At 37.3% G+C, this 13,834-nt stretch carries 15 protein-coding genes; all 15 read left to right on the top strand.

Annotated features, from left to right (window positions below):
• Nucleotides 1-79: 79 nt before the first annotated feature.
• The 15 genes from CWS20_RS16965 to CWS20_RS16905 all read left to right on the top strand — a co-directional run bounded on the left by CWS20_RS16965 (nucleotide 80) and on the right by CWS20_RS16905 (nucleotide 13,820).
• Nucleotides 80-826: an endonuclease I family protein gene (locus CWS20_RS16965; RefSeq protein ID WP_066192046.1), complete on the top strand. Its 747-nt coding sequence runs from the start codon at nucleotides 80-82 to the stop codon at nucleotides 824-826.
• Nucleotides 819-950 carry a hypothetical protein gene (locus tag CWS20_RS29035; protein WP_276328318.1) on the top strand — a complete coding sequence of 44 codons (132 nt, stop codon included), beginning with the start codon at nucleotides 819-821 and terminating at the stop codon, nucleotides 948-950. The genes CWS20_RS16965 and CWS20_RS29035 overlap by 8 nt, the downstream gene beginning before the upstream one ends.
• Before the next feature lie 228 nt (nucleotides 951-1,178).
• Nucleotides 1,179-3,095, top strand: a complete 1,917-nt coding sequence (locus tag CWS20_RS16960) for an asparagine synthase-related protein (RefSeq protein ID WP_066190749.1) — start codon at nucleotides 1,179-1,181, stop codon at nucleotides 3,093-3,095.
• A gap of 4 nt (nucleotides 3,096-3,099) precedes the next feature.
• On the top strand, nucleotides 3,100-3,225 hold the full coding sequence (locus CWS20_RS27770) for a paeninodin family lasso peptide (protein ID WP_142385394.1): 126 nt from the start codon (nucleotides 3,100-3,102) through the stop codon (nucleotides 3,223-3,225).
• 85 nt (nucleotides 3,226-3,310) lie between these two features.
• A complete protein-coding gene (locus CWS20_RS16955) occupies nucleotides 3,311-4,243 on the top strand; it encodes a phosphoenolpyruvate carboxykinase (ATP) (protein ID WP_066190751.1) in 933 nt (310 codons plus the stop codon).
• Complete coding sequence (locus tag CWS20_RS16950) at nucleotides 4,240-4,536, top strand: lasso peptide biosynthesis PqqD family chaperone (protein WP_066190753.1); 297 nt, start codon at nucleotides 4,240-4,242, stop codon at nucleotides 4,534-4,536. Before CWS20_RS16955 ends, CWS20_RS16950 begins: the two co-directional genes overlap by 4 nt.
• 3 nt (nucleotides 4,537-4,539) lie before the next feature.
• Nucleotides 4,540-5,001 (top strand): lasso peptide biosynthesis B2 protein, encoded by a 462-nt coding sequence (locus CWS20_RS16945; protein WP_066190757.1) that lies wholly within the window; start codon nucleotides 4,540-4,542, stop codon nucleotides 4,999-5,001.
• Nucleotide 5,002: 1 nt separating this feature from the next.
• The gene (locus tag CWS20_RS16940; protein WP_066190760.1) at nucleotides 5,003-6,184 is read left to right on the top strand and encodes a nucleotidyltransferase domain-containing protein; all 1,182 of its coding nucleotides are present in this window, start codon (nucleotides 5,003-5,005) and stop codon (nucleotides 6,182-6,184) included.
• Nucleotides 6,185-6,324: 140 nt separating this feature from the next.
• A complete protein-coding gene (locus tag CWS20_RS16935; RefSeq protein WP_066190762.1) occupies nucleotides 6,325-7,053 on the top strand; it encodes a YveK family protein in 729 nt (242 codons plus the stop codon).
• A complete protein-coding gene (locus tag CWS20_RS16930) occupies nucleotides 7,040-7,693 on the top strand; it encodes a CpsD/CapB family tyrosine-protein kinase (protein ID WP_066190764.1) in 654 nt (217 codons plus the stop codon). Before CWS20_RS16935 ends, CWS20_RS16930 begins: the two co-directional genes overlap by 14 nt.
• Nucleotides 7,694-7,952: 259 nt before the next feature.
• Nucleotides 7,953-9,776 (top strand): polysaccharide biosynthesis protein, encoded by a 1,824-nt coding sequence (locus CWS20_RS16925; RefSeq protein WP_066190766.1) that lies wholly within the window; start codon nucleotides 7,953-7,955, stop codon nucleotides 9,774-9,776.
• 21 nt (nucleotides 9,777-9,797) lie between these two features.
• A complete protein-coding gene (gene galU / locus CWS20_RS16920; RefSeq protein ID WP_066190768.1) occupies nucleotides 9,798-10,679 on the top strand; it encodes a UTP--glucose-1-phosphate uridylyltransferase GalU in 882 nt (293 codons plus the stop codon).
• On the top strand, nucleotides 10,676-11,827 hold the full coding sequence (locus CWS20_RS16915) for a glycosyltransferase family 4 protein (RefSeq protein WP_066190771.1): 1,152 nt from the start codon (nucleotides 10,676-10,678) through the stop codon (nucleotides 11,825-11,827). The genes galU and CWS20_RS16915 overlap by 4 nt, the downstream gene beginning before the upstream one ends.
• Nucleotides 11,812-12,927 carry a glycosyltransferase family 1 protein gene (locus CWS20_RS16910; RefSeq protein ID WP_066190773.1) on the top strand — a complete coding sequence of 372 codons (1,116 nt, stop codon included), beginning with the start codon at nucleotides 11,812-11,814 and terminating at the stop codon, nucleotides 12,925-12,927. The genes CWS20_RS16915 and CWS20_RS16910 overlap by 16 nt, the downstream gene beginning before the upstream one ends.
• A complete protein-coding gene (locus CWS20_RS16905) occupies nucleotides 12,924-13,820 on the top strand; it encodes a glycosyltransferase family 2 protein (protein ID WP_066190775.1) in 897 nt (298 codons plus the stop codon). Before CWS20_RS16910 ends, CWS20_RS16905 begins: the two co-directional genes overlap by 4 nt.
• Nucleotides 13,821-13,834: the final 14 nt, after the last annotated feature.

Raw genomic sequence — 13,834 nt, 5'->3', positions numbered from 1 at the left:
TGAAAAAAGAAAGATTCCTAAATTTCTAGTTCCATTCATTATTGTGATTTGCATTGTTTCAGCGATCATTGCACCTAATATGAATGAACTGCAGATGTTTGATGATTCAAACAATGAGAAGCATATACATGAATATGATGAGACATACTATGAAAACGCGATAGGGAAAGCAGGAGAGGAATTAAAAACAGCTCTTCATGAGATTATAAGCGGCCACCACGAACTGACTTATGCTGAGGTTTGGGAAGCATTAAAGAAAACAGATGAAGATCCGAACAATGAGGATCACATTATGTTATTTTATACTGGAAGATCACAGGACAAGTCGACAAACGGTCCTCATCCAGATGATTGGAACCGCGAGCATATTTGGGCAAAATCTCATGGCGGCTTCGGAACTGAGAAAGGTGCCGGAACAGATATTCATCACCTTCGCCCAACAGATGTAAGTGTGAATAGCTCAAGAGGGAATTTAGACTTTGATAATGGCGGCAAAGAGCATGCTGAAGCATTGGGGAACTTCTATGACGGAGACTCATGGGAGCCAAGAGATGAAATGAAAGGTGATGTAGCAAGAATGCTTTTCTATATGGATGTTCGTTACGAAGGACAGGATGGCGAACTCGATTTAGAATTGAATGATAAAGTAAACAATGGCAGGCAGCCCTATCATGGAAAACTCTCTGTGCTATTAGAATGGCATGAACAGGACCCAGTTGATGATTTTGAGAGGAAAAGAAACAATCTCATTTTTGAAGAATATCAATATAATAGAAATCCGTTTATAGACAATCCTGAATGGGCAGAAGAGATTTGGGGTGAATAAAAAGCTTCAGGCAGTTAAGCTGGAAGTAACCGGGATTTATTCCGCTGAAAGAGAGTCAAAAGAGGAACTACAGCAGAATAAAATGAGCTTATTCGCCGAAAAGAGATGCATGTCATTTAAATGAAGGGACATGCATTTATTTTTTTAAAAATTATGTGTAATATTCCAAGCAAAAATTTTGTCATCATAAAACTAGAAAAACTTGGTTGACATCTTTAATAAGCGATGGTAATTTATACTTATATCGTTCTTTATATAGAACTAAAATAGTTTGATAGTTGCAATTTAACATAATTGCTTTCTTTTTTTTAATTAGGTGATTCTTTAAAAAGAACAACAAAGGAGGAGTGAGATGTCTGCCATTGCAGGAATCCTTCACCAAAATAATGACCCTGTTCCTTATCAACATAGCGAAGGAATGATGCAGGCATTTCGAAATTTTCCAGTAGATCAAACAGCCGTGTGGAGCAAAGAGCATATCTTTCTTGGCTGCTGTTTACAATGGATTACGCCTGAATCAATTCATGAATTATTGCCATTTTATGATTATGAAAGAGGCTTAGCGATTACAGCAGACGCAATTATTGACAATCGTGGGGAATTATTTGAAAAATTGCAAGTGCATAAAGACGATCAACAGAAAATATCTGATAGTCAGCTCGTGCTGCTCGCCTATTTTAAATGGGGAGAGGAATGTCCAGCATACTTGGTTGGCGACTTTGCTTTTATGGTATGGGATGAGAGGAATAACAAATTATTTGGTGCAAGGGATTTTTCCGGTACACGCACGCTTTATTACACATCGCAAAATGAACGGTTTGCCTTTTCGACAACTGTGAGCGGTCTTTTATCGCTTCCATATATAAATGATGATTTAAATCCGCAATGGATCGCAGAGTTTATTGCTAATCCTGGTATGTTTGAGTCGGTTGATACATCAGCGACGGTATATAAAGAAGTTTTTCAATTAGCTCCCTCTCATTCAATCACAGTAACTGCTGGAGGCATCAAGCTGAAAAGGTATTGTACATTAAATGAAAGAAATAAATTAAGGCTAAAAAAGGATGATGAATATATTGAAGCGTTTCAAGACGTGTTTCAGTCGGCGATTCAATCTAAATTGCGGACATTTAAAAAGAAGGGGGCACATTTAAGCGGTGGGCTTGATTCGGGCTCAGTTGCGGCATTTGCCGGAAAATCATTAATCGGCGAGCAGTTGCATACATTTAGCTTTGTGCCTGTTCATGATTTTGAAGACTGGACACATAAAAGCAGAATAGCCAATGAAAGACCATATATAGAATCAACCCTTCAATATCATTCTAATTTATCTCCAAACTATGTTTCAGTATCAGAACGCAATCCTTACACCGAAATAGATGAGTGGCTACATACTTTGGAAATGCCCTATAAATTTTTTGAGAATACATATTGGCTTAGAGGAATCTATCAAAAGGCTGCTGAGATGAATGTTGGTGTGCTCTTAAATGGCCAGAGAGGAAATTGGACCGTTTCATGGGGGCCGAGCATTGATTATTATGCCCGACTTATAAAAAGAATGAAGTGGTTGAAGTTTTATCAGGAAGTGCAAGCTTATAGCCGCCAATCAGGGATAGGAAGAAAACGGATTGTATCTGTTGTCGTTAATCGGAAGCTCATGCCAACGACTTATAAAAAAGAGGATTTATTTCCCATTTTTATAAACAGGAATTTTGCAAAAGAAACAGGAGTTTTTGAGAGATTGCGGATGAATGGAATAGATCCTGCAGGTAAGATGAGTAGCGATGCATACAAAGTGAGGCAGAATCAATTTCAACAGCTTTACTATTGGAATACAACGGGGACTTACGGTGCGAAAATGGCGCTAAGATATGGGCCTGTACAAAGAGATCCTACTGATGATTTGCGCGTGATTCGCTACTGTCTGTCTATTCCTGATGATCAATTCGTCCGCAAAGGAATGGACCGGGCACTCATAAGAAGAGCTGTTAAAGGCTATCTTCCTGACAATATCCGTTTAAATGACGAAACGAGGGGCGTCCAAGGTGCAGACGGCGTCCATCGCATGATGCCAGCTTGGGAACAGTTCACAGATGAAATTAAAAAAATGATAGAGAATCCACTCATTCAAGAGTTGCTAAATAAAGAAGTTTTAACAGACGCATTAGCGAAGATCAAACATCCGGATGCAAGCTTAGCTTTTGAATATGAAATGAAGATATTAATGAGGAGCTTGATTTTGCATCGCTTTTTAATTGGGAGGGGGTGATTGTATGAAGAAGCATTGGCAAAAGCCGACATTAGAAGTGCTTGATATGAAAATGACAATGGCGGGACCTGGCCGGAAAACACCGGATTCAGTTCAGCCAGATCCGGATGATCCAGTAAAATTCAGCTAAACTAAGTGTCTTCCTATTTTTGTTGCTGCCCTCGTACCCATCTAAAAAGTATGAGGGTTTTTACTAAGTTTTGTTTGGAGGTTCTATGTTAACTACAATAAAAACCTATATGTATTTTGCATTCGGTTTGCATTTGCAAAGTTCAATGCCACTGCCGGAATTAATGATAGATAGACAGTCTATAACAGAAGCCGATGTTCAAATAAAAGTGAATGATTTGACCGGGCTATGGAGTAAATATGGAAAGCAGAATAAATTTAATGTAATGCAAGATCATTCAGTTTTATTTGAAGTGCCTGACACAGCGATTTACCATATTGAAAAGGGGAATAAAATTACTGTTTCGCCAATAGAGAATGCTTCATTTGATAAAATCCGCCTTTTTGTTCTAGGCTCATGCATGGGAATTATTTTAATGCAGAGAAAAATACTTCCGCTTCATGGAAGTGCAGTTAAGATAAATAACCAAGCCTATTTAATTGTCGGCGAATCTGGGGCTGGAAAATCAACGTTAGCATCAGCATTGCTTAGCAAAGGGTATCAATTATTAAGCGACGATGTCATTGCAGTTACTCTTTCAAACACTAATCAGGCAGTTGTCACCCCTGCATATCCACAGCAAAAACTATGGCAAAAAAGCTTGGATGCATTTGCAATGGCTTCTGAAGATTACCGTCCCATTGCTGACAGAGAATCCAAGTTTGCTGTCCCGGTTCATACACAATTTTCATCTGAAGTACTTCCGCTAGGGGGGATATTCGAATTGGTCAAAACCGATACTGGAACTTTAAAACAAGAGCCAGTTGTAGGCTTGAACAAATTGCATACTTTATATACACATACTTACCGTCAATTTCTAGTTGAACGATTAAACTTAACAGAATGGCATTTTCAATTATCAGCAAAAATTTCAGAGAATACTAAAATATATAGATTAACAAGGAATGAAACTGGGTTTACTGCTTATTATTTAGCAGACAAACTGCTTGAATCAATATTTGAGGGAGTGAAAAAATGAATAAAGAAAATGTGTTGCTTTTTAAAGAGAAAGTGCAGCAAGTAAAAGGGAATATTGTCAGTGATATGGGCGGGGAGAAGGTCATGCTCAATATTGGAAATGGAAAATATTATAACTTAGGCACGATTGGCGGTGATATTTGGGAGCGAATGAGTGAACCTGTTGAAATTGGACAGATTATTGCAGATTTACTTAATTATTATGATGTCGATCGTGAAAAATGTGAAGAGGAGGTCATTAACTTTCTTCTTCATCTGCATACAGAGAAATTAATAGAAATGAAGTGTGATTAAGAAATGAATGTAGCGCAAAAAATAACAACTTTCTTTTTATTGGATTGGGATATAAAAAAGCTCTACATAGAAGCTTATGCCTACTTAGCTTACGGGAGAATTTTTAAATTGTTTCCCTTTAATAAAAAATCTCATCTATTAGGATGTTATATGAAAGAAACGAGCTATGAATCGAGTACACATTTGAAGGAAATAAAGAATATATCCAATGCGATTCACCATATGAGCGCATATACATTTTGGGAAAGCCAATGCTTAGTTAAGGCTATTGCTGGAATGAAAATGCTTGAAAGGCGGAAAATCGATAGCACACTATACTTGGGGACTGGAAAGGATGAAAAGGGGCGCTTAAGCGCTCATGCCTGGCTTAGAAGCGGGCAATTTTATGTATCAGGTGCAGAGGAAATGAGCGGGTTTACGATTGTTGGAACATTTGCCAACATAACAAATGGCAAAGGAGAATAACATGGAAAAGGATATAAGCTTGAATTTGGAACAATTGCCATCAGAAATGCAGCTTATATTGTCTATCATGACTAAAAATGGGCAGCGGTATCAAGATCTAACAAAGAAAGATTGGTCTTCATTTCTGGAATTCACAATGCATCATAGATTATTTCCGCTAATATACACTCAACTATCAAATCTTAAGGATTGGGAAATCCCGTCATATGTAATAAATTCATTAGAAAATAGATATAGAAAAAATACCTTTTATATGCTTCATCTCACATCACAAATGGAGTTAATTAATGAACAATTTGGTCAAAAAGGAATCGATACGCTCTTTTTAAAAGGCCCTATCCTTGCAAAAGAATTATATGGAGACTTATCATTGCGAACTTGTGGAGATATAGATTTACTTATTAAAATAGACGATATGCAAACAGCTGATAGGATAATGAAATCACTAGGTTATCAAAAGGATGATTATATAAAAACTGTGTTAAATGATTGGAAATGGCGGCATCATCATTATACTTATTTTCATGAGCAGCATGGCACAAAGGTTGAAGTTCACTGGAGGCTTAATCCGGCTCCAAGTAATGAACCGGCATTTTCAGAGCTTTGGGAGAGAAGAAGGAAAAGTCATATCCATGAAAAGTGTACATTATTTATGCTAGGTAGTGAGGATTTGTTTTATTTTCTTGTTACGCATGGAGCAAGACATGGATGGTCGCGTCTGAGATGGCTGAGAGATATTCACGAGCTAATTAACAGCGAATTAAATTGGGATAAAATCGACGGTCATATTACTCAATTTAAATATAGGAAGGTTGCAGGCCAAGCACTGATCTTGTCCTCGTCCCTGTTTCAAACAGACTTACCTAAAGAAGCACAATCCTTCATCTCATCTCAGTCACTTAAATTAGCCGATCAAGCATTATTTTATTTAAAAACACGAGTGAATCTTCATAGTGAACCTGTGCCTAGAGATGTAGCTAAATATCATGCTTTACATCTTTTCTCTCTTATGAATCTTGAACAGAAATTATTGCATAGCTTGATGATATTGCACCCTTTGTATACAGATGCGGAAACCTTACCATTGCCGAAACGATTGCATTTTTTATACTTCCCGCTAAAGCCAATCATTTGGATTTGGAGGAAGACGCGGAAATCCACCTTAAAAAATATCAAAATATAGTAATTTTCTAGGGCGAATTTCATAAGCGGAAGAGAAAATATATTGACATGTTCTTTATATAGAACTATTATATATCTTAAGAACTTTATTTTTTTATCATTTTGTTCTTTATTTAGAACGATGAAATAAGGTGGTTAATAATGAGCCGATTTACTGATGACCTCAAAGGCGCGAAGGAAATTAACTTATACGAATTATATAAAGTAATTAAAAAGCGCTTTTGGGTAGCAATCTTATTTACTGTACTTGCTGGGGCCGCGGCTTATACGTATAGCAGTTTGAATAAAACAACACCGCTCTATCAAAGCTCGACCAATATTATCATTGGTGCGGAAGCAGCATATCGGAACACGCTTCAGGTCATAATCAAAGATACAATCGTATTAGAGAAAGTAATTGAACAGTTGGACTTAGCCACTACATCAGACGGCCTGGCAAATAATATTACTGTAGAAAGCATTGACGATACACAAGTCGTTAAAATTACAGTGACAGATACTGACCCTTCAAGAGCAGCTAATATCGCCAATAAAACCGCTGATGTATTTATTTCTGAAATACCCAAAATAATGGATTTTGAAGATGTAAGAGTATTGTCAGAAGCGACATTGAATGCAATACCAATTAATGAAAGCAATCAAATACCAATAATGGTTATGGCAAGTATTTTTGGTTTTGCGGCTGGTATTGGCTTAATATTTTTGCTTGATTCATTAGATGATACGATTAAATCTGAACGAGAGATTGAAAGGCTGCTAGAGGTTCAAATAATAGGAACTGTTTCAAAAATAGATAATAAAAATTTAAGAAAAAAGCAAAGTAAACGAGCTGTGACCGAGAATAGGGGGGAAACAATTGAAATGGAATAAAACAAGTGCTAAACGAAGAAATCTGGTCACCTTTTCCCATCCTGATTCCGTTATTTCTGAGCAATATAGGACGATTAGAACAAATATTCAATTTATCATTGGCGAGCAAAAAAATAGCATTCTTTTAGTTACATCTCCGAGTAGATACGAAGGAAAATCAACAACTGTAGCAAATATAGCCGTTTCTATGGCACAGCAGAAGGAAAAGGTTCTGCTCATTGATGCCAATTTAAGAAACCCATCCATTCATGAAATATTAAAGCTCCCTTATTCTTTAGGTTTAACCGATGTTTTAAAAGGTTTTACATCTTTCGAAGACGCGGTCGTCTCATCTCATATTCCAGGCTTAAAGGTATTGCCGTCTGGAGAAATCCCTTCTAACCCATCTGAGCTGTTAAGCTCAAGTATTATGAAAAGATTGCTAGAAAAAGTGAGTCCGCTTTACGATATTATCTTAATAGATTCACCGGCTTTATTAGATGTCACTGACACGAAAATATTAGCCAATGTAAGCGACGGTGTCGTTCTTGTTGTACGAAAAGGAAAGACGAAAGCTGAACATACATACAATGCAAAAAAGGTCCTGCAATATGCAAAGTCGGAGATCATCGGGGTTATCTTAAATGAGGAATTCAAATAAGCTATTTTTTTGTTACGTTGTTCGTTATATAGAATAATATTGTTTTTAAAAAAGAAGAAAGGTGATGTTTCCTTACCTTTATCAATGGAAGCACTCGGTCATGCTGTGGGCATTTGCCTTAGACGCCAGTCGTCGAGAGTGTGATGTGAGGAGGGGTTCAATGCCCCATTTTTAAAATAAAGGATTTAGTTATGTGTTTTTTCATTTAAGAACTTATAACTAAAACCTTTAATTAATCAAAATAGGAAGGGAGACTCAGATGACTTATAGACAACGGCTTTCTTTATTTATTTTAATTGATTCCTGCTTAGTATTAGCTTCATTAATCATAGGGCTGCTCATAGTGAAGGAAACGTTAGTTGAAATGCCTTCTGTTCTGGCTATATCAGCTAGCATCTTGCTTTGCCATCATTTATTCTCATTTAAATTTCATCTCTATAATAAGGATTGGGCTTATGCGAGTATTGGAGAATTAATCATTATATTAAAGGTTGTAGCATATACTGTGCTCATAACTTTCATCATTCATTTTATTCTTTTTCAGTCTATCCCTATCAATCTATTTTCTATTATGGGCCTTCTCCATTTTTTTTTTATCGGGGGGTCGCGTTTTTGTTGGAGAGTCTATCGAGATGAAGTGATGAATAAAAAACAATATAAGCAAAGAACGCTTATTATTGGAGCTGGATCTGCTGGTGTGATGGTAGCAAGACAGCTCTTGAAAAGTAATGATGATCATTTAATCCCAGTCGCTTTTATTGATGATGATAAGCTAAAACACCACTTTGATATATTAGGTCTTCCGGTGGTTGGTGGAGTAGATGTACTTGAAAAGGTAGTAGAGCGCATGGGTATTAATCATATTATTATCGCAATTCCATCATTAAATAAAACGATTCTAAATAAAATCTTCAAAGAATGTGCAAAAACAACTGCTAAAACGCAAATATTACCGAGGTTGGAGGATATTATCACAGGGAAGGTATCCGTTAATCAGTTTAGAGATGTACAAGTAGAGGATCTTCTAGGGAGAAAACCGATTCAGTTGGATATTGAATGTATTTCCGAGTATATCACAAACCAAACTGTTTTAGTTTCAGGAGCAGGTGGATCGATAGGCTCAGAAATATGCCGGCAAATTTCACAATTTAAGCCGAAACGGCTCGTCCTTCTCGGGCATGGAGAAAACAGTATTTACTCTATTCATATGGAATTAGAAGCGAATTTCAAATATAGAGAAATCGAGTTTATTACAGAAATAGCTGATATTCAAGATGAGAAAAAAATGCTAGCGGTCATAAGTGCTCATAAACCATCTGTCGTCTATCATGCGGCTGCACATAAACATGTACCGTTAATGGAGAAGAACCCTGAAGAAGCTGTAAAGAATAACATCATTGGTACAAAAAATATCGCCGAAGCTGCCCACTGGGAAGGTGTCGATGCATTTGTCATGGTATCGACAGATAAAGCGGTCAATCCTACAAGTGTGATGGGCGCAACAAAAAGGCTCGCAGAAATGGTCGTCCAGCATATGGATACAATTAGCCAAACAAGATTTGTAGCAGTAAGGTTTGGCAACGTATTAGGAAGCAGGGGCAGTGTTATTCCTCTATTTAAAAAACAAATTGAAAATGGTGGACCGGTGACAGTCACCCATCCGGATATGATTCGCTATTTTATGACGATTCCAGAAGCATCTAGATTAGTCATACAAGCTGGTGCATTAGCAAAAGGCGGGGAAATATTTGTTCTTGATATGGGTGAGCCAGTCAAGGTGGTTGATTTAGCAAAGAATTTAATCAAACTCTCAGGCTACCATATAGATGATATCGGCATAGAGTTTACCGGAATTAGACCAGGGGAAAAATTATTTGAAGAACTATTAAAAGCAGATGAAGTATATGAACAGCAAGTATATCCAAATATTTATATCGGTAAGTCATCTCATATATTTCTAGATGAAATAAATGAGATATTGGCGCTTTTCGAAAGTGTTGAAAAGGATGTTTTAAGGGACATTTTGCTGAACCTGGCAAACAAAAAGGCTGAAGGTAATCCTCAGCCGGTAATGACCATGTAAAGCAATGAAAGGAGATGCACAATGAAGGTCAGAAAAGCAATTATCCCGGCTGCCGGGTTAGGCACCCGCTTTCTTCCGGCAACGAAAGCAATGCCAAAGGAAATGCTGCCTGTTGTTGATAAACCAACGATTCAATATATTGTGGAAGAAGCCATTGCTGCCGGCATAGAGGATATTATAATTGTTACTGGAAAAGGCAAACGTTCAATTGAAGATCATTTTGATTCATCGTTCGAGCTTGAAAAAAACCTGCTGGAGAAAGGCAAGTTAGACATTCTAGATGAAGTGCAGAAATCATCAACGATGGCGGATATCCATTATATTCGGCAAAAGGAACCAAAAGGTTTAGGGCATGCGATATGGTGTGCTAGAAAGTTTATTGGAAATGAACCATTTGCAGTATTATTGGGTGACGATATTATTCAGTCAACAAAGCCATGTATAAAGCAGCTGATTCATCAATATAATCGCTATCATGCTTCCATTCTAGGGGTACAGGGAGTATCGGACGATGAAGTGTCCCGTTATGGAATCATTGATGGATTTGAAATGGCAGAAAAAATGTATTCGGTAAGAAACGTTGTTGAGAAACCGGCAAAGGAAAATTCCCCATCCCGCCTCGCTATTATGGGCCGATACATATTGACTTCGGGAATTTTTGAGGTATTAAATACTCAACAGCCTGGTGCAGGCAATGAAATTCAGCTTACTGATGCGATAGCTGAATTAAATAAACATGAGGCTGTCTATGCCTATGAATTTGAAGGCGTTCGTTACGATGTTGGTGAGAAGCTTGGCTATTTGAAAACAACGATTGATTTCGCCTTGCGAAATGCTGAGCTAAAGCAGCCTTTACTGGATTATTTAACAACAGTTGTTGAAGGGCAAGCGATAAAGAAATGAAGAAAAAAATATTATTTTGTGCAACAGTAGATTACCATATTCGTTTATTTCATTTACCATTTATCCAGTGGCTAAAGAGTCAAGGGTGGGAAGTTCATGTAGCAGCAGCAGGGAACTCAAAACTTCCTTATGTAGATCAGCAATATCATCTTCCTATACATCGTTTTCCATTAAGGAAGGAAAATATATTAGCTTATCAATTGCTGGAGAGTATTATTGAGAGCAATTCTTATGATATCGTAGATTGTCATACACCTGTAGGAGGTATGATTGCTAGATTGGCAGCTAAAAATAGAAGAAAAGATGGACTTAAAGTGATGTACACTGCACACGGATTTCATTTTTGTAAAGGGGCACCTTATATTAATTGGCTCATGTATTACCCTATCGAGAAACTAATGGCGAATTATACTGATTTGCTTATTACTATAAATCAAGAGGACTATCAGCTGGCTCGACAAAAGAAATTTAAAGCAGCAGATATTACTCATATTCATGGCGTAGGTGTAGATACAGATCAATTTTTTCTAGTATCGAAAGAACAAAAAAATAATTTGCGAGAAAAGCATCGTTTTCCAGAAGATGCTTTTTTATTATTTTATGCTGCTGAATTCAATCGTAATAAGAATCAGGCTTTTCTAATCAAAGTATTAGCTTTACTAAAAGAAACTCTTCCAAATGCAATTTTAGTCCTTGCTGGCGATGGAAAAGAGCTGAGTCATTGTCGGCAAATTGCATACAAAATGGATGTGAATCATATGGTTAGGTTCTTAGGTTACCAAAATAATATGAATGTTCTCCTCCAGATGAGCGATATCGTTGTAGCGTCGAGCAAAAGAGAAGGATTGCCAGTAAATATTATGGAAGCCATGTCATGCGGCCTGCCAATTGTCGCTTTTCCAAATAGAGGACACCGAGAGCTGGTATTGGACGGGGTAAATGGATGGTTGGAATGTACTGAAAAAGGAATGGCTGAAAGAATTGTGCAATTGGCAGAAAATCCGCCTTTAAGATTTAATCTCGGCAAAAATGGCAGGAAAATCATCATAGAGAAGTATTCACAAAATCAAGTATTAGCAGAAAAACGTCGGGTATATCAATCAATCGTAAATGAAATGGAGGAAAGGATGGAATGGACAGCCCATTAAGAATATTGCATGTGGTCGTAAATATGAACCGGGGCGGAGCCGAAACGCTTATTATGAATCTCTATCGTCATATTGACCGATCGAAGGTGCAATTTGATTTTTTAACGTGTAAACCAGGTGCGTTTGACAAAGAAATAATGGAAATGGGTGGAGTAGTCCATAGAATTCCCTATGTTACTGATGTAGGCCATTTCAAATATACCCGGCTGCTGGGAGATTTCTTCAAACTTAATCCTTATCACATTGTTCATTCACATATGGATAAGATGAGTGGTGCCGTCTTAAAGAATGCGAAAAAGTATGGTGTTCCTGTCAGATTAGCGCATAGTCATAATACAGAAAGTGAAGGGAATTCCATAATCAGATTATATAAATGGTGGAATGGAATGAATATTGGCAGAAGCGCAACAAAGTTCATTGCTTGTTCTACAGATGCGGCAGAATGGCTATTTCACAGAAAGGCAGCGAAAGCACAAATAGTAAAGAATGGAATCGTCCCAAGCCAGTTTACTTATTCCAATGAAACGAGAACACGAATAAGAGGAGAGCTTGGATTAGCTGAACATAGTTTTGTGATTGGCCATGTTGGGCGATTTGCCAAGCAAAAAAACCATGAATTTCTGATTGAGCTTTTCTCTGAATATGAACAGTTAAATAAGGATGCTGCTCTTGTGATGTTAGGTGATGGACCAATGAGAAATGAAATGGAGAGTAAAGCTAAAGAGCTGGGGTTGGTACGTAAGGCGAAGTTTTTAGGTGTAAGACAGGATGTGGAGGAAGTGATGCAGGCATTTGATGTTTTTGTTTTTCCATCCAGACATGAAGGACTGCCTGTCACATTAATTGAAGCGCAAGGGTCAGGACTTACTTGCATTATTTCAGATGCTATAACAAAAGAGGTCGACCTTGGTTTAGGCTTGATAGATTTTCTTCCTTTACATGATCAGCGGATATGGTTAAATAGGCTAGTACAAAGCCAAAAGGACATAAATAAAAGAGGAAAGAATCACGAGGCTTTTATTAATAAAGGGTATGATATCACGAAGACAGCAGCAGAGATAGAGTCAATGTATTTATCATTTATAGGTGAAAGCGGATGAAAAAACTAACCATTTTTACGCCCACTTATAATCGAGCTTATTGTTTGGAAAAATGCTATAAGAGTATGCTTTCTCAAACGAATAAATCATTTATTTGGCTTATAGTTGATGATGGCTCAACAGATCAGACAAATATATTGGTACACGAATGGATAGAAGAAGGGAGCTTGGATATTCAATATGTTTATCAGGAGAATCAAGGGATGCATGGAGCTCACAATACCGCTTATCGTCTAATAGAGACAGAGTTGAATATGTGCATTGACTCTGATGATTATTTAGCGGTAGATGCCGTTGAGAAAATCATAAAATTTTGGGAGGATAACGGCTGCGATAGAGTGAGCGGAATCATTGGCCTAGATGCTGATCAGCATGATGGAGTCATCGGTACAAGACTGCCTTCTCATTTAAGGCAATCGACCTTGTTTAACCTTTATTATAAACATGGCGTAACAGGTGATAAGAAATTAGTATACCGTTCTGAGCTAACTAAAAAATATCCATATCCTATTTTTAGTGAAGAAAAGTATGTTGGTCTTGCTTTAAAATACTATTTGCTTGATAGAGAATATGAAATGTTATTAATGGATGAAGTTCTATGCCATGTTGAGTATTTGCCAGATGGTTCATCTAACAACATGATGAAGCAATATAGGAGCAATCCAATGGGGTTCGCTCATTATAGAAAAGAATTAATGAAGCTTCCTTTCGCGGGGAGGATTTTTAAGTTCAGGCAAGCCATCCATTATGTGTCAAGCTCTTTAATGCTAAGAAATCATCATTTTTGGCGGGAAACGCCACAGAAAGGCCTAACTTTTTTCGCTCTTCCTTTCGGAGTCATTTTATATGCTTATATTATCGTAAAATCCCGGACGCCAAAGGCTTTTAATTAGAAAGGAATGAAGAG

It is taken from the genome of Cytobacillus horneckiae (assembly GCF_002835735.1).
Classification (GTDB): domain Bacteria; phylum Bacillota; class Bacilli; order Bacillales; family Cytobacillaceae; genus Cytobacillus; species Cytobacillus horneckiae.
This window is presented reverse-complemented; position numbering and strand designations above follow the sequence as displayed.

Coding starts and splice junctions, on each gene's coding strand:
- galU (WP_066190768.1), top strand. CDS start 9,798: ATGAAGGTCAGAAAAGCAATTATCCCGGCTGCCGGGTTAGGCACCCGC.
- CWS20_RS16965 (WP_066192046.1), top strand. CDS start 80: ATGAATGAACTGCAGATGTTTGATGATTCAAACAATGAGAAGCATATA.
- CWS20_RS16940 (WP_066190760.1), top strand. CDS start 5,003: ATGGAAAAGGATATAAGCTTGAATTTGGAACAATTGCCATCAGAAATG.
- CWS20_RS16905 (WP_066190775.1), top strand. CDS start 12,924: ATGAAAAAACTAACCATTTTTACGCCCACTTATAATCGAGCTTATTGT.
- CWS20_RS16950 (WP_066190753.1), top strand. CDS start 4,240: ATGAATAAAGAAAATGTGTTGCTTTTTAAAGAGAAAGTGCAGCAAGTA.
- CWS20_RS16960 (WP_066190749.1), top strand. CDS start 1,179: ATGTCTGCCATTGCAGGAATCCTTCACCAAAATAATGACCCTGTTCCT.
- CWS20_RS16945 (WP_066190757.1), top strand. CDS start 4,540: ATGAATGTAGCGCAAAAAATAACAACTTTCTTTTTATTGGATTGGGAT.
- CWS20_RS16915 (WP_066190771.1), top strand. CDS start 10,676: ATGAAGAAAAAAATATTATTTTGTGCAACAGTAGATTACCATATTCGT.
- CWS20_RS27770 (WP_142385394.1), top strand. CDS start 3,100: ATGAAGAAGCATTGGCAAAAGCCGACATTAGAAGTGCTTGATATGAAA.
- CWS20_RS16935 (WP_066190762.1), top strand. CDS start 6,325: ATGAGCCGATTTACTGATGACCTCAAAGGCGCGAAGGAAATTAACTTA.
- CWS20_RS16955 (WP_066190751.1), top strand. CDS start 3,311: ATGTTAACTACAATAAAAACCTATATGTATTTTGCATTCGGTTTGCAT.
- CWS20_RS16910 (WP_066190773.1), top strand. CDS start 11,812: ATGGACAGCCCATTAAGAATATTGCATGTGGTCGTAAATATGAACCGG.
- CWS20_RS16925 (WP_066190766.1), top strand. CDS start 7,953: ATGACTTATAGACAACGGCTTTCTTTATTTATTTTAATTGATTCCTGC.